15 protein-coding genes are annotated in these 19,155 nt (G+C 54.7%); 9 read left to right on the top strand and 6 right to left on the bottom strand.

The genetic code is table 11. The features are described 5' to 3' along the window. Positions 1 to 63: 63 nt before the first annotated feature. Positions 64 to 1,569: a sodium/proton antiporter NhaB gene (gene nhaB, locus WEB64_RS08720; RefSeq protein ID WP_368060310.1), complete on the top strand. Its 1,506-nt coding sequence runs from the start codon at positions 64 to 66 to the stop codon at positions 1,567 to 1,569. A 174-nt stretch (positions 1,570 to 1,743) separates the two neighbouring features. On the opposite strand, the gene WEB64_RS08715 is transcribed toward nhaB, so the two are convergent. Then, on the bottom strand, positions 1,744 to 2,847 hold the full coding sequence (locus WEB64_RS08715; protein ID WP_368060312.1) for a histone deacetylase: 1,104 nt from the start codon (positions 2,845 to 2,847) through the stop codon (positions 1,744 to 1,746). A 168-nt stretch (positions 2,848 to 3,015) separates the two neighbouring features. Between WEB64_RS08715 and WEB64_RS08710 the strand changes: the two genes are divergently transcribed. The 7 genes from WEB64_RS08710 to WEB64_RS08680 all read left to right on the top strand — a co-directional run bounded on the left by WEB64_RS08710 (position 3,016) and on the right by WEB64_RS08680 (position 11,529). After that, positions 3,016 to 4,965, top strand: a complete 1,950-nt coding sequence (locus tag WEB64_RS08710; RefSeq protein ID WP_368060314.1) for an ion channel DMI1 — start codon at positions 3,016 to 3,018, stop codon at positions 4,963 to 4,965. An 88-nt stretch (positions 4,966 to 5,053) separates the two neighbouring features. Further along, the gene (locus tag WEB64_RS08705; protein WP_368060316.1) at positions 5,054 to 6,733 is read left to right on the top strand and encodes a cation:proton antiporter; all 1,680 of its coding nucleotides are present in this window, start codon (positions 5,054 to 5,056) and stop codon (positions 6,731 to 6,733) included. A gap of 212 nt (positions 6,734 to 6,945) precedes the next feature. After that, complete coding sequence (locus tag WEB64_RS08700; RefSeq protein ID WP_368060318.1) at positions 6,946 to 8,541, top strand: isocitrate lyase; 1,596 nt, start codon at positions 6,946 to 6,948, stop codon at positions 8,539 to 8,541. Between the two features lie 407 nt (positions 8,542 to 8,948). After that, positions 8,949 to 9,908, top strand: coding sequence for a hypothetical protein (locus tag WEB64_RS08695; RefSeq protein ID WP_368060320.1), 960 nt, complete (start codon positions 8,949 to 8,951; stop codon positions 9,906 to 9,908). Positions 9,909 to 9,967: 59 nt separating this feature from the next. Further along, entirely contained in the window at positions 9,968 to 10,318 is a 351-nt protein-coding gene (locus WEB64_RS08690) for a hypothetical protein (protein ID WP_368060322.1), read from the top strand. 12 nt (positions 10,319 to 10,330) lie between these two features. After that, the gene (locus WEB64_RS08685; RefSeq protein ID WP_368060324.1) at positions 10,331 to 11,023 is read left to right on the top strand and encodes a C39 family peptidase; all 693 of its coding nucleotides are present in this window, start codon (positions 10,331 to 10,333) and stop codon (positions 11,021 to 11,023) included. A gap of 5 nt (positions 11,024 to 11,028) precedes the next feature. Beyond that, positions 11,029 to 11,529, top strand: coding sequence for a hypothetical protein (locus tag WEB64_RS08680; RefSeq protein ID WP_368060326.1), 501 nt, complete (start codon positions 11,029 to 11,031; stop codon positions 11,527 to 11,529). Between the two features lie 35 nt (positions 11,530 to 11,564). On the opposite strand, the gene WEB64_RS08675 is transcribed toward WEB64_RS08680, so the two are convergent. From WEB64_RS08675 to WEB64_RS08660, 4 genes are all read right to left on the bottom strand, one after another. Further along, a complete protein-coding gene (locus WEB64_RS08675) occupies positions 11,565 to 12,620 on the bottom strand; it encodes a transporter (protein WP_368060328.1) in 1,056 nt (351 codons plus the stop codon). A 14-nt stretch (positions 12,621 to 12,634) separates the two neighbouring features. After that, positions 12,635 to 14,020 carry a sigma 54-interacting transcriptional regulator gene (locus WEB64_RS08670; RefSeq protein ID WP_368060330.1) on the bottom strand — a complete coding sequence of 462 codons (1,386 nt, stop codon included), beginning with the start codon at positions 14,018 to 14,020 and terminating at the stop codon, positions 12,635 to 12,637. Positions 14,021 to 14,225: 205 nt separating this feature from the next. Beyond that, complete coding sequence (locus WEB64_RS08665; protein ID WP_368060332.1) at positions 14,226 to 16,016, bottom strand: ABC transporter ATP-binding protein/permease; 1,791 nt, start codon at positions 16,014 to 16,016, stop codon at positions 14,226 to 14,228. Beyond that, positions 16,016 to 16,501, bottom strand: a complete 486-nt coding sequence (locus WEB64_RS08660; protein ID WP_368060334.1) for an acyl-CoA thioesterase — start codon at positions 16,499 to 16,501, stop codon at positions 16,016 to 16,018. Before WEB64_RS08660 ends, WEB64_RS08665 begins: the two co-directional genes overlap by 1 nt. Positions 16,502 to 16,572: 71 nt before the next feature. On the opposite strand from WEB64_RS08660, the gene WEB64_RS08655 reads away from it, so the two are divergent. Next, on the top strand, positions 16,573 to 18,351 hold the full coding sequence (locus WEB64_RS08655; protein ID WP_368060336.1) for an SLC13 family permease: 1,779 nt from the start codon (positions 16,573 to 16,575) through the stop codon (positions 18,349 to 18,351). A gap of 40 nt (positions 18,352 to 18,391) precedes the next feature. Here WEB64_RS08655 and WEB64_RS08650 read toward each other — a convergent pair whose 3' ends face one another. Continuing rightward, the gene (locus WEB64_RS08650) at positions 18,392 to 18,994 is read right to left on the bottom strand and encodes a TetR family transcriptional regulator (RefSeq protein ID WP_368060338.1); all 603 of its coding nucleotides are present in this window, start codon (positions 18,992 to 18,994) and stop codon (positions 18,392 to 18,394) included. Positions 18,995 to 19,155 lie beyond the last annotated feature (161 nt).

Raw genomic sequence — 19,155 nt, 5'->3', positions numbered from 1 at the left:
CATTGGGTGCATGGATTCGTATGTCTCAACGTTTCGCCAACGGAACTGCGGTTGTCTCTTGCAATGCCTAAAACAGTTATTTCTGGTTTTACCCATAATTTTCTCGGCAACGCGCCGGCCTGGTACAAGCAAACCATTCTCCTGTTCTTACTGATTAATCCATTGGTGGTCTGGCTCATAGGGCCGGTTGCGGCAGGCTGGTTGTTGGTGGGTGAGTTCATTTTCACCCTGGCCATGGCGCTGAAATGTTATCCGTTGCTCCCCGGCGGGCTCCTTGCCGTCGAGGCCCTGATTATTGGCCTGGCCACGCCAGACGCGGTATACGCTGAGGTTCTGGTTAATCTTCCGGTGATTCTGCTACTGATGTTTATGGTGGCGGGAATCTACTTTATGAAGCAGCTATTGCTGGTCGCGTTTACCCAGATTCTGGTAGGGGTTCGCTCTAAATCCGCACTGTCCCTACTGTTCTGCGCAGCGGCGGCATTGTTATCCGCTTTCCTTGATGCGTTGACAGTGACCGCCGTGATCATCGCCGTCGCTGTCGGCTTTTACTCGGTCTACCACAAGGTGGCTTCCGGGCGGGGCTACCATCATGCTAACCATAATGCCCAGAGCGATGAGCATGTCATCGAGTTGCACCGGGAAGATCTGGTTCAGTTTCGTGCCTTTTTACGCAGCTTGCTGATGCATGGCGCCATTGGCACCGCTCTTGGAGGGGTTGCCACTATGGTAGGTGAGCCCCAGAATCTGCTGATTGCCAAAACCGTGGGTTGGAACTTTGCTGAGTTCTTCCTACGGATGGCGCCGATCAGTTTGCCGGTTCTGGGGGCCGGCCTGGTGACCTGCTGGCTGCTGGAAAAACTGCGCTGGTTTGGTTATGGCGCTCGCCTGCCAAAACCCGTGCGCCAAGTGCTGGAGGAGTTTGCCGATAACGAACGGAAGAAGCGTACCAAAGCAGATCAGGCCGCCCTATGGGTACAGGCAGCTGCGGCGGTGATACTGGTTTTCGGGCTGGCCTTTCATATTGCCGAAGTGGGCCTGATTGGCCTGCTGGTGATCATTCTGATTACCTCGTTCACCGGCGTGACGGATGAGCACCAGATCGGCAAAGCCTTTCAGGAATCCCTGCCGTTTACTTCGTTACTGGTTGTGTTCTTTGCTGTGGTGGCGGTCATTCACCAACAACATCTGTTCACGCCAGTGATCGATTTCGTACTGACTCAGCCAGAAGCGCAGCAGCCAGCAATGTTCTTCGTGGCCAACGGACTGTTGTCGATGATCAGCGACAATGTTTTCGTGGCGACCGTTTATATCAGCGAAATCAAGCAAGCCCTGGATGCTGGCGCTATAAGCCAGGCGCATTTTGAGAATCTGGCAGTGGCTATTAACACAGGTACCAACCTGCCCAGCGTAGCCACGCCCAATGGTCAGGCTGCGTTTCTTTTCCTGCTGACTTCGGCCATCGCGCCGTTGGTGCGGTTGTCCTATGGGCGCATGGTTGTTATGGCTTTTCCATACACCGTGGTGCTCAGCGGCATCGGCCTGCTGTCCGTTATCCAGTTTTTATGATGATTGAATGAAAACAAACGTTGTAACCTGATCTGTAAACTGCGCCCTCAAGAGCGACATGGTTCCGCGCGTGCGGCGCTGAACTGTTTGCTGAGGCTCTCGAACTGGCGATCAGTGTCACGATATTCAGTGGGTAATGGTTGTAACAGGCCAGCCCATCAGTGCGTTGGGTGATCAGTCGTCCGGAGTGGTAAAGGCGTCGCGATGGAACTCCGCAGCGTCTTCCACCTCACGGAGGCCGTAACTGCATGGCTCTGGCGGCTCTGCCCCTGCCAGCACCTCCAATACCGATCTGACCCCCCGGGCAAGTGATTCAAGGTTGTAACCGCCCTCCAGCACGAAGACCAGGCGTCCGTCACAATGCTGTTGGGCGAGGCGCTGGAGAATGCTGGTCATGACAGCAAACCCTTCGTAAGACACGTTCATGGCGAGGTCATTCCAGTGGGGATCAAAGCCTGCAGACACCAGGATGAGATCCGGCTTGAACCATTCTGCCGCCGGCGCCAGAATTTCCTCGAAAGCCTTGATGTAGGCTTGGTCACCGGAGCCGCCCGGTATTGGCACATTCACAGTGGTGCCTTCGCCCAGCCCGGCGCCGACCTCGTCGATCTTGCCGGAACCCGGGTAAAACGGCGATCCTCTGTGGATATCGAAGAACAACACGTCGGGATCAGCCCAGAATATATCCTGGGTACCGTTGCCGTGGTGAGCGTCCCAGTCAACGATCATCACCCGTTCGCACCCCAGTTCGGCCTGGGCATGAGCGGCGGCAACAGCAATGTTGTTGATCAGACAGAAACCCCGGGCCCGCACGGGCTCAGCGTGGTGCCCTGGTGGTCTCACCAGGGCAAACGCGCTCTCCGCGCGTCCGCTGACCACGGCTTCGACAGCTGCGATGGCTGTTCCAGCCGCGACCTCCGCCGCCCCGACACTGCCGGGGGACACTGCCGTCGTGTCGACATCCAACCAGGCATTTTTGCCTCTGAGCTTATATATGTCTTCAAGATAGGAATTGGTGTGGACGCGGGCAAGTTGCTCGCGGGTCGCCGTTGCACCGCCTTCGAATATCAGGCCCTCTATCGGGTCGCTGTCCAATAGCTCCTTTATTGCTGTGAGGCGACCGGGGTGTTCCGGATATTTCCAGGGTGAGCCGAGGCCTGAAAGCAGCTTACGTACCCGCTTGTCCATGCGTCCCGGCAGGAAAGGTACATCAACATCTGGCTCATGAGTCAGAACCCGTTCGTCGTAAAAGGCGATAACTTTGTGCTTATCCGACATTGCAGCGTTTCCTCGTCGTGCTGATGTCTTCAGGATAGACCAAAGAGAGCGTTCAGTGGATCGCGTATTGATGATGTTTGTCTTACTATTTGGCCACTTAGTCGTCAGGTCAGGGTGCTACGGCCCGCCGAGCTTACTTGTTTTTCCTGCGTAAGGAACAGAACGTACATGCTGCCATTTCGATTTGTAGACCGCGTGAAATTCATTCTGGAACGTCAGCTTGTCAAGGGCGCCGGTTTTCAGTTGTTAGTAGTCGGCGTATTCATTTTCCTGATTTCACTGATCGGCGGTTTGCTGGTGATGCCGTTGGGGGAACCGTTTGGCAACATCGGCGATGCGGTCTGGTGGGCTTTCCTGAGGCTGACGGACCCGGGTTATCTTGGGGATGATGTGGGCGAATGGCAGCGCCTGGTTTCAACGATTCTTACGATCAGCGGTTATGTGGTCTTCATGGGTACCCTGGTGGCGATCCTGACACGTTGGTTGATCGCCAAGATGGCAGACCTGGAACGGGGTCTGACCCCGGTCACGTTGCGCAACCATATTGTGGTGCTGGGATGGACCAGCCAGACACTACCCTTATTAAGTGAGTTGCTGGGAGCCTCCGGCCGCATGCGCCGGTTTCTCGAAAAGCATGAAACCAGACGGTTAAGTCTGGTGGTGTTATCGGAGATGGCATCTGCCGCGCAGGCGCACGAGCTGCGTATTGAACCCGGCATCGGTAGCAAGGCGCGTCAGATCATCCTGCGGTCTGGGCTGGCAATCCAACCTGACGCCCTGCAAAGGGTGGCCTGCCTGGAGGCTGCCGCCGTTATCGTGCCCAGTGCCAGTCACCAGGCTGGCAGTCTAGTCACTTCCGATGTAGAGACCGTCAAGGCGCTTTTGTCTATTGCTGCTCAGGCCCGACAGCGAAATACTGCGTTGCCCTACGTGGTTGCTGAAATTCAGGATATTCGCAAGCTTCCCGTAATCGAACGGGCCTATCCAGGCGCGGTGGAGGTGGTCGCAGGTGACGCCACTATCAGCCGTCTGATGGTGCAGAACATACTTCACCCAGGCCTGTCCGAGGTCTACAACGAGTTGCTGACCGCAGGCTATGGCAACGAAATCTATGTGCGCGGCGGTGACGCTCTGGTCGGGATGACCCTGTCAGAATTGGCTACCCAGAGACCAGAAGTGATTGTGCTGGGATTGTTGAAAGCCCGGACCAGCGGTTGGGATATCAAATTACCTGCGCCCTCTGATTCAGTGGTCGAAACCTCAGATAAGGTGATTTTGCTGGCCAGGGATTACTCGGAAACCGAGCCCGATATCAAAGCCCCTGCGCTAGCTGCGATCAGTCGCGGTGAGCCGGTCAGCAGGCCAACCGGCCGAAGCGAACAGATTCACCGGGTGTTGGTGTTGGGGTGGAATCGTCGTGTACCCAGTTTGATTGGCGAATTCATCAGTTATAGTCAGAAGCAGTTCGAGGTCGAAGTGGTATCGGTGGTTCCGGCCAGAGAACGGCAGCAGGAGATTGATCGCTACCTGGATGAGCAGCAGAGGGTGGTCTGTCGTCATGTCGAAGCTGATTATATGGTTGAGGGTGAGCTTCGCCGCGTCGGCCCGCTGAATTATGACTCCATCGTTTTATTGAGCAGTGACCGCCTGGCTTCCGGCGAGGAAGCGGACGCCCGGGCTATGGTGGGGTACCTGCAGCTGGAAGATATTCTCAGTGAGGGGAGCCATCGGCCCCAGCTCATCATGGAGTTAAGCGATCCTGATAACCGTGATCTGCTGACCGGTTCCCAGAGCGAAATGATGATCGGGCCGATGATTATCAGCCATGTGCTGGCGCAGGTATCACTACGGCGGGAGTTGAGGGTGGTGCTTGATGAGTTGTTCACGGCGGGCGGTGCTGAAATCCAGTTCAGGGATCCGGGCAACTACTCCCTGCCAGCCAGTGTCAGTTTCCAGCTACTGGAGAAAATTCTCGCGGCGGAGGGTGAAATCGCCCTGGGCGTCTATCGTCATCAGCCAAACGCCAGTGGGCGCCATTTGCAACTGAATCCTCCGCGAGAGACATGGCTTGACCTGTTGCCCGGAGATCGGCTGGTATGCCTGTGCTGGTCGGATTGAAGTGTTTGACTCGTGTCAGCTACCGTAATGATATAAAAGGGTAGACTTCACAGCAATTTTTGCATCCCGCCAGTAAAGGGCCGGTACCATGGCAGACCTCCTTGTTGGTCACCCGTTTTACGAAATCAGTGCACTGCTCATTCTCGCGGCTGCGGTGGGTACCCTCGGGCTGATGCTGCGACAACCTATGATTGTCAGCTTTATAGCTGCGGGGGTGCTTGCAGGCCCCTCCGCACTTGACCTGGTACATTCCTCGGGACAGATCGAACTGCTGGCCGAGCTCGGGGTGGCAGTGCTGCTGTTTCTGGTAGGGCTCAAGCTTGACCTTAAATTGGTCCGTACTCTCGGGTCAGTGGCATTGGCTACCGGGCTGGGGCAGGTGGCTTTTACCGCCATTGTGGGCTTTTTCATTGCCCTGGCTCTTGGGTTGTCGCCGGTAGCGGCGGCCTATGTCTCCGTCGCTCTGACGTTCTCCAGTACCATCATCATTGTCAAATTGCTGACCGATAAAAAGGAAGTCGATTCCCTCCATGGCCGCGTCGCCATCGGTTTCCTGATTGTTCAGGACTTGGCTGTAATTCTTGCCATGCTGGTGCTGTCAGCCTTTGGTATTGGCAGTCAGGCGGAGTCCGGCCCGGTTCTCCACGTGCTACAGGTGCTTGGCTACGGAGCGGTTATGTTGGTTCTGGTGGGTGTCTTTATCCGCTATCTGGCGGACCCCCTGATCAGTCGCATCGCACGCTCCACCGAGTTGCTGATTATCTTCGCCATAGCCTGGGCGGCATTTCTTGCCGCGATCGCCGATTTTGCCGGCCTCAGCAAGGAGTTGGGCGGCTTGCTGGCGGGAGTGTCGCTGGCGTCCACCGAGTTCCGCGAAGCGATTATTGCGAGGTTATCGGCACTGCGGGACTTCCTGCTGTTGTTCTTCTTTATTGCACTTGGCACCCAACTGGATCTGGGTTTGCTGGGCGCACAGGTGGTGCCTGCTGTTGTGCTGTCGGTGTTTGTTCTGGTAGGTAACCCGCTTATTGTCATGATCATTATGGGCATATTGGGTTTCCGCAAGCGCACCGGTTTTCTGGCCGGGCTGACCGTGGCCCAGATCAGCGAATTCTCCCTTATCTTTGTCGCCATGGGATTGTCCCTTGGCCACGTGGACGCCGACGCCCTCGGCCTGGTGACCCTGGTGGGCCTGATCACCATTGCCATGTCGGTCTACATGATCAGCTATTCCCACAGTCTTTATCGCTTCCTGGAACCCATGCTGGGAGTTTTCGAGCGGCGTCATCCGTTCCGGGAGAACGGCGCAGAAGATATCGTGGTAGCACGCCGCCACGATGTCATCCTGTTTGGCCTGGGGCGTTATGGCGAAGCAATCGCTGACCACTTACGAGCTGCCGATCGACATATCCTCGCGGTGGATTTCAATCCCGAGGTGGTGCGCCGCTGGCGGCGTAAAGGCTTTGATGTGATTTACGGTGATGCCACCGATGAGGAGTTTATTGCGACCTTGCCGCTCCAGCACCCCGAGTGGGTAATCTCCGCCATGCCAGAGCATGAGCGTGGAGTAACCCACACGGACCCACGCCTGGTGCTGATAGGCTCTTTGAGGAGCCACGGCTTTGCCGGTCGTATTGCCGTCTCCACCCAAAACCCGGACGAACGCGACATGCTCATTGAAGCTGGGGCCCGGGAAGTGTTCATGCCTTTTCGCGACGCTGGTCGTCAGGCAGTCGAAATGATGGGGCTTTCGGAGCGAGTCGTCTAAGAATGACTGAAGCACCTTAATGTCAGGTACTACCAGGGCACTGTGTCGGCCCGCTTCTCTATTCATGTAAAAAATGCTGAATATAGATAATATAAATTTCAATTATAAATCCAAAGTCACTAGAGTAACCTTCAACATCAGCGTTTTGCTCGTTTTTTGAGCGGTTTCGCTGATTCGCCAATGTCATCCAATATTACGAAACAGGACTGAACATGCCATATTCAAACGACGTTCTTGCCGCCAGGAATGTGATCGAAGCGAATGGGCCCAGCTGGGCTAACATCAACCCAGAGCACGTAGCTCGCATGCGCGCCCAGAACCGTTTCCAATCCGGTCTGGATATTGCCAGGTTCACCGCCAAAATCATGCGTGAAGACATGGCCAACTACGATGCCGATACGGCTCAGTACACTCAGTCTCTGGGTTGCTGGCACGGTTTCATTGGTCAACAGAAAATGATTGCGATCAAGAAGCACTTCGGTAGCACCAAGCGTCGCTACCTCTATCTGTCCGGCTGGATGGTTGCCGCCCTGCGTTCCGAGTTTGGCCCACTACCTGACCAGTCCATGCACGAGAAGACCACCGTTGCTGGCCTGATCGAAGAACTTTACACCTTCCTGCGCCAGGCGGACGCCTGGGAACTGAACCATCTGTTCCGTGACTTGGAAGAAGCCAACAAGTCTGGTGATTCTGCCAAGGCGAAAGAACTCGAAAGCAAGATCGACAACCACGAGACTCACGTCGTGCCGATTATTGCCGACATCGATGCCGGGTTTGGTAACGCTGAAGCAACCTACCTGCTGGCCAAGAAAATGATCGAAGCTGGCGCCTGCTGCATCCAGATCGAAAACCAGGTTTCTGACGAGAAGCAGTGTGGACACCAGGACGGTAAAGTAACCGTGCCCCACGAAGACTTTGTTTCCAAGATCAATGCTGTACGTTACGCGTTTCTGGAACTGGGTGTGGATGACGGCGTTATTGTTGCGCGTACTGACTCCCTGGGTGCCGGCCTGACCCAGAAAATTGCTGTCACTAAAGAGCCGGGCGATATCGGCGACCAGTACAACAGTTTCCTGGATGGCGACGAAATTACTTCTGCTGAAGACATCCACAATGGCGATGTGGTTATCAAGCAGGGTGGCAAACTGGTCAAGCCCAAGCGTCTGGCCAGTGGTTTGTATCAGTTCAAGCAAGGTTCCGGCGAAGACCGTGTGGTGCTGGACTGTATTACCAGCCTGCAGAACGGCGCTGACTTGCTGTGGATCGAAACCGAGAAGCCCCACGTAGGTCAGATCGCTGCCATGGTTAACCGCATCCGCCAGGTAGTGCCGGACGCCAAGCTGGTTTACAACAACAGCCCGTCATTCAACTGGACCCTGAACTTCCGTCAGCAGGTATTTGATGCCTGGAAAGAAGAAGGCAAGGACGTCTCTGCGTACAACCGCGAAAAGCTGATGAGTGTCGAGTATGACAACACTGAGCTGGGCCAACTGGCTGACGAGTGGACCGCTAACTTCCAGCGCGATGGTGCCCGTGAAGCTGGCATTTTCCACCACCTGATCACACTGCCGACCTACCATACGGCAGCACTGTCTACCGACAACCTGGCGAAAGGCTACTTTGGCAAGGAAGGTATGCTGGCTTACGTGAAAGGTGTTCAGCGTGAAGAACTGCGCCAGGGCATTGCCACCGTCAAGCACCAGGACATGGCCGGCTCTAACATGGGCGATGACCATAAAGAGTTCTTTGCCGGTGAAGCCGCCCTGAAGGCTGGCGGTAAAGACAACACCATGAACCAGTTCGGCTAATCGAACTGTTTGGTTATCCGCTCCAGGGCCTTGTGCCCGGGGTATTGGGATAAGGCCTCACCGGTAAAACGGCGGGGCTTTTTTGTGCTTGCTAGCTGGCCAAATGTGGCGCTTATTTTTACACTAAATTTTTACTTTACCTGTCTGATTTTAAATGAAAAATAGTTAATTTGTCCTTCCGCGGTCCTGGCAGCTGTTCCATTTCTGCAACAGGTTATCAACCTGTCTGCTCTGAACAAATTCCCGCCAAAAAATAATCTCCTTAATATCAGCAGATTACATAGTGATTTAGAAACTGGCACGACAATCGCAGATAACTGATAGCGGGTCTGAACCACGATTTACCTGAATATGGACAGGTTGGCGACGATCCCTTCAAAAGCCAATCATGCCAAAGGGAATACATCATGAACATGAAAAAAAGTCTGCTAGCAGCTGCCATAGCTATGACCCTGGGGGTTTCAGGTTTCGCTTATGCTGATCAGGGCGGAGACGGCGATCCGAACACCAACGCGGATAATACCTCTACCGCAAACAATGATCAGTCTGGTAATACTGACTCAGGCAACGATAACTCCACGGATAGTTCGGATAACAGCACTGATGTTGCTGATTCGTTCAAAATTGCCGACAGTGGGAACGACAATTCCGATAACTCCACCAACGTGGCGGATAGCGCCAACGACAGTTCCGACAACTCCACTAACGTGGCGGACAGCGCCAACGACAGCTCCGATAACTCCACCAACGTGGCGGACAGCGCCAACGATAGCTCCGATAACTCCACTAACGTGGCGGATAGCGCAAACGACAACTCGGACAACAGCACGGATGTTACTGATTCGTTCAAGATTGCCGACAGCGGTAACGATAATTCCGACAATTCCACCAACGTGGCGGATAGCGGTAACGACAGTTCCGATAACTCTACCGACGTAGCGGATAGCGGAAACGACAACTCTGATAACTCCACCAATGTAGCGGACAGTGGCAACACTGATGTGGCGGACAGCGGAAATGACAACTCCGATAACTCCACCAATGTAGCGGATAGTGGTAACACCACCGTCTCAGACAGTGGGAATGACAGCTCCGATAATTCGCTGGCCCTGGATCTGGACGTGTATTTGAATAATGCCGAACTGAGCGGCTCCATAACTGGTACCGCAACCACATACGGTGCTGTCAACGGTGATGGTTCCTACACCGAAGTTCACAACCGCAATGAAATTTCAGGCGGCTCAGCAAACTACACCGGCGTTGGGGCGTTTGCCCAGAATGCAGGCAATGGCAGCATTACACAGGCTAACGTCAGTGTAATGTCTAGCCTGAACGCTGGTGGCAGTGGCGGTGGCGGCACCGAATGAGGAATCCAGGTCGCACCCGTCCGTGTCGGGTGCGCCCCGGTTGTTCCGGGAGAACTACCATGGGTTGTGTCATCAGATGGAAACTGAAGGCTGCCTTGCTGGCGTTAATGTTCGGGGCAACGGGATTTGCATGGGCCGAGGAGTGGATGGATGCCACGCCGTTGTCGGCGGCTCAATTGGCGGACTCAAGCGGTCGTCAGGGTATCCCGATGCAGTTGCAGTTAAACGATAACCAGCAGAATGCGAATGTCTCCGATAACAGGTTGTCGGGGAATGTAGTCACTGGTAACAACAGTATTTCCGACAACGCGTTCGGCAACATGAGCGGAGTTGCCACGGTTATTCAGAACTCCGGTAACCAGGTGGTCATTCAGGACAGTACCCAGATCAACATACTGATCAATCACTAAGAGAGGTGGGCCATGGTCGGAAAGGTTCTTGTCGCAATGTGCGCGGGTGCCGGGCTGCTATGGTCCACAGCTTTTGCTGGTTCGGTCATGGTGCCGGGTATTGGGGGTGATGTAAGGGTCACGGTAAGCAGCTTTGCGGACCGGCGCTTTGACAGCGTCATGCGTCAGCAATATGACTTCAGTTGTGGCTCCGCAGCAGTGGCTTCGTTGTTGTCTTACCATTACGGCGACCAGGTAACGGAAGCGGATGTCTTCAGGGAAATGCTTGCGTTGGCCGACGAAGAGAAAGTACGCCTGCAGGGCTTCTCCATGCTCGATATGAAGAATTATCTGCAGTCCAGGGGGTACCAGGCGGATGGTTTTCGCATGCCTTTGCCCGGTCTCAAGGAGGAAGTTCGTTTGCCGATGATTGTATTGTTGAACATCGATGGCTTCCGACATTTCGTTCTGATCAAAGGGATCAGCGATGAAGAGGTACTGATAGGGGACCCGGCGCGGGGATTGAAGGTTTATTCCTATCAAACATTCAAAGGATACTGGGATGGCACTGCTTTTATTATCCGCAGTCATCTTGAACAAGGGCGGGACAGCTTTCTCGGCGACGGTCACTGGCCTCAGGTAGCCAGGGCGCCGATACAGAAAGGTCTGGGCGGTCCTTCTATCGGGCACACACTGCCTTACTGGCCCTCATCGAGGGAATGGTGATAATTATGATGGCCCGAAAGCAAGCTACACCTGCATTGATTGCTTTACTTGCGATAGCTTCTCCCTCTCTCCAGGCTGAGCTTGCGTTCGGTGTTGAACCGCTGAGTGATCCGGAGCTGGCTGCCTCCCGTGGAGGCTTTCTGATGGACAATCTGGAAATCAGTATCGGTCTGGAGCAGATTGTTGGTATCAACGGCGATATGATGGTGATCAATCGTTTGACCATTCCCAACCTTAACCAGGTCATCAATGATCGTATGGTGGAGCATCAAATGGATACGGTGCTTGAAGTTGTCAGCGCAAACCGGAACGGGCGTGGGGAGGCTCGGGTTTCAAGTAATATGGCGGCGGGTTCTAACGGCTGGATGACATTAATTCAGAACAGTCTTGATAGCACTGTAATACAGAATATCCATCAACTGGACATTGAGCTGAACAACCTGGGGGGAGACTATCAGGTTCCGGCGCAGTTCAGTGATCACATAGGCCAATTGCTCGGTCGTTGAAAACCTGTTTTGCCTGGGCCTCCTGACGACGCTTCCTAAAGACTAATGGGGAGCTTGAGAGTAATTTCGCTGTTGGACGCATTCTCTGTAACCCCTACGCTCACTGTCAGACTCAACGTTGTGGAGGGCGTCAGACGGTGGGACAAGCCGAACGACAGTGATCCGATCTGGATACGGTCGAAATTCGATGCAAATATATCGTTGTTGTTCTCAAAGGTCGTCTTTCGGATGATCGAATGGTCATAGCCCAGACTGAAAGACGTGAGGTCGTTGAAAGCAAATCCCATCCCGAAGCCGAAACGCACGACATCGCCAGGGTCGACCTTGCCACCGTTTTCGACGCCTTGATCCTCTTCAAGCGTCCAGACATAACTCAGATTGCCGAACAGCACCGCCGGATCCGTTGGGTATATGAACGAAAGACCGGGCTCAAACGCCCAGAAACCGGAGCCGGTCGGGCGTTCACTCAGCTCAATACCAATCGGATTGCCCGAATTGTCCCGGATCACTCTCTGCTCAACATCGTAGGGGCCATCGCCGGTTGGAGATTTCACCCGCATCGCGCTGATAATGTAGGGCCAGCCATCAAGCCCGTCGTTTAACTGGTAGCGTACCGAAAGTTCAACATCACCCAGACCCTCTCCCGAGGACTCACGCAGAGTGTCTACAGGTGTGCCCTGGAAAACGTCACGCTCCCTCAGGTCCTCGTTGATGCTGAGGTAGGGTACACGGACCGCCGCTTCGAGCTTGCTGGTCAAACCGTATTTTAATGACATGGCGCCGACGAAAATATCACGCTGGATCTCCGAGATATTGATCAGACCGATGAGCAAGGCTGGTATTACCGTGTACCCCTCTACCGCGACCGCCGTTGCGTTGCTTTGCGCATGGGAGAAGGAAGGTTCGATAGTAAAACGGCCCGGGCGGGTGACGATACCCCGGTCGAAGGTGATGGAGGCAATATCCGTGGCCTTGTCTGGTTGGGGGGCCTGGTCTGATTTGCCGTAATCATCATAGTCTGATTGTGCAGACACAGCATTGGAGAGGACGCAACTGGTCACGAGAATCGGGATGAAACGCCATTTTTTCATAGTGACTTTCCTTTTTATCGGGCGCTTGGGGTGACGTCGTCTGATCGTTTCGAAAGCGATGATGGATTGTGCTTATCCAAAAGGCGATAAAATGAGACCCGTGATATTTTCAGCATGCGAGCAGCGGCAGAGACGTTATGATTGGTCAGTGCAAGGCTGCATGAAAGCGCTTGCTGCTCTGCTCGTGAGCGTGATTGTTCCAGAGTAAGACCGTTGTCCCCGTTGGCTCTTTCGACGCCTCCTGGCAGCCCCAGATCTTCCGGCTTAATCTGCGAGCCGTTGGTAAGTAAAATGGCTTGTCGCAACCGGTTTTGCAGCTCCCGAAGGTTGCCGGGCCAACTGTAAGTTGCTATATCCAGGAAGGTTTTTTTGGTGATGGTGCGCTGGCAATGAGAGGGAGGAAAACCGGAGAGAATCTTTTTACAGAGCTCGGGCATATCTTCCGGGCGTTCACGCAAGGGCGGCATCAACACCTGCAGACCACTTATGCGGTAAAAGACATCACTCCTGAACTCCTGCGTGGCGATCATGGTTTCCAGTGGACGGGTACTGGTTGCAACAATGCGGGTATCAACGGTTTTTGGTGTTGTCCCACCAATGCGCTCTATCTGGCCTTCCTGTAGGAAACGCAGAATGGCTGATTGTTGTTCCGGCTTGAGCTCGTCAATACCCGCGAATAGCAGGGTGCCCCCGTTTGCCATTTCCAGCCGCCCAACATGTGCTTTGAGGGCGTGAGTAAAAGCACCCTTCTCATAACCGAAAAGCTCGCTTTGCGTGAGCGATACGGGTAAGGCGGCACAGTTTACAGTCACCATCGGATGGTGGCGGCGAGCTGAGTTCTGATGAATGAATTTGGCTGCAGCTTCCTTGCCGGTGCCGCCTTCGCCCTGGATCAGCACCGGTTCGGGGGTGCTTGCGAACTTCCGCATCAGTGACCTGACCTGCCGGATTGCTCTGGAATTACCCTCAAGAGCCACTGACTGGTAACCATGTTGGGCGGCTTTGTGGGCGAGTTCCTGTAGTTCGGTCATGCCCCAAAGATGGCCTATTGTTGTATTCAACCGCTGGGTGTCGATGGGGTCCGTGTGATAGTCGGAGCAGTATTTGGTGACCATGGCCGACAGGAAATCGTTGCTGGCGGCTAATGATGGCCCAGGTAGCATAGCGACCCAGTTGGGTAATTCCAGAGCACTGAGCCAGTCGTCGATATAGAGTTGCCGGTCCTGCTTTGCTTCCCGAAGATCCAGAATACCGACTTTCGCCGCTGGAAGTTTGAGGTTCAGTGAAGGCGGCTTGCCAAGATCAAGAGAGTAGATACGCCATAGCGATTGCAGTACCGGATGGTAGATTAAATTCTGGGGTGCCGCCGACAACCAGACTAGCGGTCGCTTCTCCTGCATAGAACCTCCTTGCGAGATAACTGCTGGAAAGTTGACTGCGGCGCTCTTATCGGTCCAAGAGTCGCTGGCTGAGAATCAATCAAGTTGCGTGCCACCAAAGGCGGGTAGACGGGTTTTCAGAAGCTTAAGCGGAAAGCGATATTCCACGTAGGCAATACATGTAAACCCTTTCGACACAAACGTCCTTGAACGTTAAGGGTCCGGGTTAATTCTTCTCCCGCTGCTGGATACGCCAGAGGTTTGCATAGGTGCCGTTCTGGCGTAACAAGTCCTCATGGTTTCCCTGCTCCACAATACGGCCGTGGCTCATCACCATAATGACGTCAGCATCGACAATGGTGGACAGCCGGTGTGCTATCACCATGCTGGTCTGGCCCTCAGAGATCTCCCGAATGGCATCGAGAATGATTTGCTCGGAGTGGCTATCAAGGGAAGAGGTTGCTTCATCGAAGGCCAGAATTGGTGGCCTCTTAAGAATGGTTCGGGCAATGGCAACCCGTTGTTTCTCGCCCCCGCTGAGCTTGAGCCCCCGTTCACCGACGACCGTCTCGAGTCCGCCGGGTAATTCGCGAATAAATTCGTCCAGGTGTGCCATTCGAACGGCTTCGAGTACTTCGGCTTTCGTGGCGTCGATTCGACCATAACGTACGTTTTCAAACAGCGTGGTGTTAAACAGTACGGTGTCCTGGGGCACGATACCAATGGCTTTCCGTAAGGATTCCTGAGTTACGGAGCGAATGTCCTGGCCGTCAATCCGTATGCTGCCGCCGGTAATATCGTAAAAGCGAAACAGCAGTTTCACCAGGGTGGATTTACCCGCGCCACTACTGCCAACCACCGCGACTTTCTGGTGGGGCAGCACCCGGAAGCTGAGGTCATGGAGAATCGGTAAACGGTCGCTGTAGCCAAAACTGACCCGGTCAAACTCGATAGCGCCATCGCTCACTTTCAGCGGCGAGGCATCGGGTGCATCGGTAATAGCCGGTGCTTTGTCTAAAAGCTCGAACATGCGTTCAATGTTGGTCATCGCGCTTTTCAGTTCGCGGTAGACAAAACCCAAAAACCCCAGGGGGATGAACAGTTGCATGGTAAAAGCGTTAATCAGCACGAAATCACCCAGGGTGATCGCGCCCTCGATGACCTGGCTGGCCGCAAGAATGGTCATGGCGGTGACCGCCACTGCAATAATCAGCGCCTGGCCACCGTTGAGCAGGAACAGAGATAGCCGGTTCTTGCGTCGGGCCTGCTCCCAGTGGGCAAGATCTTCGTCATATCGACTGGCCTCGAACGCCTCGTTGCCGAAATATTTTACAGTCTCGTAGTTCATCAGACTGTCGACAGTACGGGTATTGCTGGTGGAGTCTGCCGCATTGGCTTCGCGCACGAAGGAGAGTCGCCAGTTGGTAATCAGCACGGAAAATACGATATAGGCCGCCACGGCGGCTAATGTAATGAGCGCAAAGCCGATGTTGTAATTAACCAGCAGGATGCCTGTCACCATGGCCAGTTCAAGAAGAGTGGGCACGATGTTGAATACCATGATGCGAAGCAGGAATCCGACGCCGGTTACGCCGCGCTCGATATCACGGGACAGCCCACCGGTGCGCCGGTTCAGATGAAAGTTCAGTTCCAGCGCATGCAGGTGCTGAAAGACCTTGAGACCGATACGTCGCATGGCCCGCTCGGTGACGCGGCCGAATACGGTGTCCCGCAGTTCACCAAACAGTGTAGTGGCCAGGCGCGCGGCGCCGTAGGCCAGAAGCAGGCCGAGTGGCAGTGCGATCGCGAGGTCCTGTGCGGCTTTGGTGTCCAGTCCGTCCACGATATATTTGAGGATGAATGGCACCCCGACCGTCGCCAGTTTGGCGCCCACCAGGCAGAGCATGGCAATGGCGATGCGGGAGCGGTATTCCAGGAGATAGGGCCAGAGCGCTTTCAGGGTCTTCCAGCTCAGTTGGCTGGGTTCGGAATCGGGGGGTAACGAGAGCCCTCGCATTATTTGTCCTGAAGTTGATCGCGCATGGTGAGACGCCCCTTGCGGCGGATTTCAGCGTTGCTGAAGCGTCGTTTCTGCTCGTCGGTCTCAGGTAATACGGCCAGAACGTTCACCGGTTTACTCTCAGAGTCCAGCGCGACAAAGGTAAAAAAGGCTGACAGAATATGGCGGACTTCGCCGGTGTAACTGTTTTCGGCGATGACCCGGGCACCAATTTCCATCGAGGAGCCCCAACTCCGGTTCAGGGACAGGCTGAACAGCAACGTATCGTTGCCCTTGGCGGGCGCCCGAAAGTGGATGGAGTCTACCGCAGCGGTGACACAGACATGGCCGGAATGACGCTCGGCGACTACCAGTGCAAGCCGATCACATTTCGCCATAATCATACCGCCGAACACGGTATTGTGGGCGTTCATGTCGTTCGGGAACACTTTGTAGACGTGGTTCTCGATGGCTGAGCTTGCTACAGGTTTGGATTTGGTCATGGTCCGGACCTCATTCTGGCTTTGAAACAGGGCATTAGCCTACAGCATTCATCAGGGATTTGGAGGCAGCATTGAACGCGGAACAGGGAATTGTTTTTGGTGTATTGCTCGCCACGCTCGGGATGTTTATCTGGAACCGTCTGCGTTTTGACGTGGTGGCCATGTTGGCTCTGCTCGTTATTGCGGTCGCCGGTCTGGTGCCTGCGGATAGTATATTTTCGGGGTTTGGTCACCCGGCAGTCATTACCGTGGCGGCGGTGCTGGTCATCAGTCAGGGGCTGGTGAATGCTGGCGTCGTGGATGCCATCGCCCGGTTCCTCGGCAAAGTTGGCAATAATCCGGTCGTTCAGGTGAGTACCCTGACGTTGGTTGTGTCGTTATGTTCGGGTTTTATGAATAACGTCGGCGCGCTTGCCCTGTTGATGCCTGTGGCTATCTGGATGTCCCGGCAGGGAGGCCATTCACCGTCGTTATTGCTGATGCCGCTGGCCTTCGGTTCCCTTCTGGGCGGCACTATGACGCTGATTGGTACCCCGCCCAACATCATTATCGCGTCCTACCGGAAAAGTGCAGGCGAAGCGCCGTTCGCCATGTTTGATTTCCTGCCGGTCGGCGTTGCCATCACGCTCGCAGGAGTTGCCTTTATTGCCCTTGTGGGCTGGCGTTTTACCCCGCACCGCAAGGACAGCGATGACGGCAAGGATCTGTTCAGCGTGGGTGATTACATCACCGAAGTACGTATTCCCGAGGGCGCAGAAGCGGCCAGCCGAACCCTTCACAATCTGCTGAAAAAAGTTGAGAAGGACGCCGACATTGCCGTTTTGGGGTTGATTCGCGATGAGCACCGCGAATTGGCGCCGTCCACCTTCGAAGTGCTCCGGGCTGGCGACATCCTGCTGGTACAGGCCGATACGGACAGCCTGCAACAATTGCTGGATACCGCCGGTCTTGAATTGGCAGACGAGGGTGACCGTGAAGATAACAACCTTGGAGAAGGCGATGTAGCCCTCCAGGAAGTGGTCATCACTACCGACTCCCAACTGATTGGCCGGACCTCCAACCGGCTGAATTTGAGGGAGCGCCACGGCATGAACGTGATTGCGGTTGCTCGTCAGGGGCACCGCATCAAGGAACGGGTCGGCAATATCCGGTTCCGGGCTGGCGATATTCTTTTGGTTCAAGGGCCGGAGGAAGCACTGGCGGAAGCGCTGTCGACTCTGGGCTGTCTGCCATTGGCCGAACGAGGCCTGCGAATTGGCAGCCCTCGCAGGACCATTATGGCAACCGGTCTGTTTGCGGTGGCACTGATCACTATCGTGTCGGGTTGGCTTTCTGCGCCGGTCGCATTGGTGGGAGCAGCGGTTGCTATGGTTATTGTGGGCTTGCTGACCACGACCGAGGCTTATCGCAGTATTGACTGGTCCATCATCGTGTTGCTGGCAGCGATGATTCCGGTGGGGCAGGCGTTGGAAACCACGGGCGGCGCCAAGTTAATTGCTGACCAGATGCTGGTCGTGGGGGGAGACCTGCCGGTTGCGGGCATGCTCGCGTTAATCATGGTGGGCACCATGCTGCTATCAAACGTGGTCAATAATGCCGCGGCGGCGATCATTGTCGCGCCTATTGCTATCAGCCTCTCAAATCAGCTTGACCTGTCTGTTGATCCGGTCCTGATGGCTGTGGCTATTGGTGCATCCTGTGCATTCCTGACCCCCATCGGGCATCAGTCCAATGCTTTGGTGATGGAGCCTGGAGGTTATCATTTTGGCGATTATTGGCGCCTGGGTCTGCCCTTGTCGATTCTGGTGACGGCTGTAGCTGTTCCGATGATCATGTTGGTATGGGGCTGACTTTGCCCCTGAGTAAGGTATATCACCAAAAACAGCGTGGTCAGATTTTCAGAACTAGTCCGCGGAAAATCACTGTTACCAAGCACTCAGCCTGCGCTTTCAGGTCCCAGCCTCCGGGGTTGCTCAACCAGTCGAAATAAATGCCCAGCATCTGGGTGTGCAGGCTACGAGCGGCTTGCATCGGGGTGAGATCCGGATAGAGTCGTTCTTTGATACCCGCAAGAGAAAAAATCTGCGTCAGGTGCTCAATGGCGTGATCCGCCAACTCTTTGTGTTTCTCGATCGCCTGATCTGACTCGGTGCGGTGGAACAGGATGGAGTAAACCCTGAAGTGGTGCTCGTCTTCCGCCAGTTTGCGCAGAGCGTAAACACACACGTTCTGGAGGTTGTCGAGCGACTGTCCCGGGGCGTTGACCGTATCGACCATTTCCGTCAACGGGGCCCGGACCCGTTCCAGCATAGCGTCCAGCACGTCCGACTTGTTACGGAAGTGCCAGTAGACGGCACCACGGGTGACTCCCGCCTCCCGGGCAATCTGCTCCAAAGACGCACGGCCCACGCCTTTTTCCATGAACACCTGCTCCGCGGCATCAAGAATGGACTGCCGGGTGATTTCCGCTTCTGCTTTGGTTCGTCTGGCCATGGTGCGACCTGTAATCAATTGTTGTCGGGGGAGAAGTATAACGAAGAACTATTTACCTTCATATTTGAATGTATTTTGAACCCTGAACATATTCGCCGTTGTTCTGGACGTTAATAGCATCATGCCAAAGTTTTTTGCATACATCCATGAATGAATGTATT

The organism is Marinobacter sp. (genome assembly GCF_040882185.1).
Taxonomy (GTDB): Bacteria; Pseudomonadota; Gammaproteobacteria; order Pseudomonadales; family Oleiphilaceae; genus Marinobacter.
This window is presented reverse-complemented; position numbering and strand designations above follow the sequence as displayed.

Bases quoted from the DNA above. Each gene is read 5' to 3' on its own strand.
- nhaB (WP_368060310.1), top strand. From the start codon at position 64: ATGCCTAAAACAGTTATTTCTGGTTTTACCCATAATTTTCTCGGCAAC.
- WEB64_RS08715 (WP_368060312.1), bottom strand. From the start codon at position 2,847: ATGTCGGATAAGCACAAAGTTATCGCCTTTTACGACGAACGGGTTCTG.
- WEB64_RS08710 (WP_368060314.1), top strand. From the start codon at position 3,016: ATGCTGCCATTTCGATTTGTAGACCGCGTGAAATTCATTCTGGAACGT.
- WEB64_RS08705 (WP_368060316.1), top strand. From the start codon at position 5,054: ATGGCAGACCTCCTTGTTGGTCACCCGTTTTACGAAATCAGTGCACTG.
- WEB64_RS08700 (WP_368060318.1), top strand. From the start codon at position 6,946: ATGCCATATTCAAACGACGTTCTTGCCGCCAGGAATGTGATCGAAGCG.
- WEB64_RS08695 (WP_368060320.1), top strand. From the start codon at position 8,949: ATGAACATGAAAAAAAGTCTGCTAGCAGCTGCCATAGCTATGACCCTG.
- WEB64_RS08690 (WP_368060322.1), top strand. From the start codon at position 9,968: ATGGGTTGTGTCATCAGATGGAAACTGAAGGCTGCCTTGCTGGCGTTA.
- WEB64_RS08685 (WP_368060324.1), top strand. From the start codon at position 10,331: ATGGTCGGAAAGGTTCTTGTCGCAATGTGCGCGGGTGCCGGGCTGCTA.
- WEB64_RS08680 (WP_368060326.1), top strand. From the start codon at position 11,029: ATGATGGCCCGAAAGCAAGCTACACCTGCATTGATTGCTTTACTTGCG.
- WEB64_RS08675 (WP_368060328.1), bottom strand. From the start codon at position 12,620: ATGAAAAAATGGCGTTTCATCCCGATTCTCGTGACCAGTTGCGTCCTC.
- WEB64_RS08670 (WP_368060330.1), bottom strand. From the start codon at position 14,020: ATGCAGGAGAAGCGACCGCTAGTCTGGTTGTCGGCGGCACCCCAGAAT.
- WEB64_RS08665 (WP_368060332.1), bottom strand. From the start codon at position 16,016: ATGCGAGGGCTCTCGTTACCCCCCGATTCCGAACCCAGCCAACTGAGC.
- WEB64_RS08660 (WP_368060334.1), bottom strand. From the start codon at position 16,501: ATGACCAAATCCAAACCTGTAGCAAGCTCAGCCATCGAGAACCACGTC.
- WEB64_RS08650 (WP_368060338.1), bottom strand. From the start codon at position 18,994: ATGGCCAGACGAACCAAAGCAGAAGCGGAAATCACCCGGCAGTCCATT.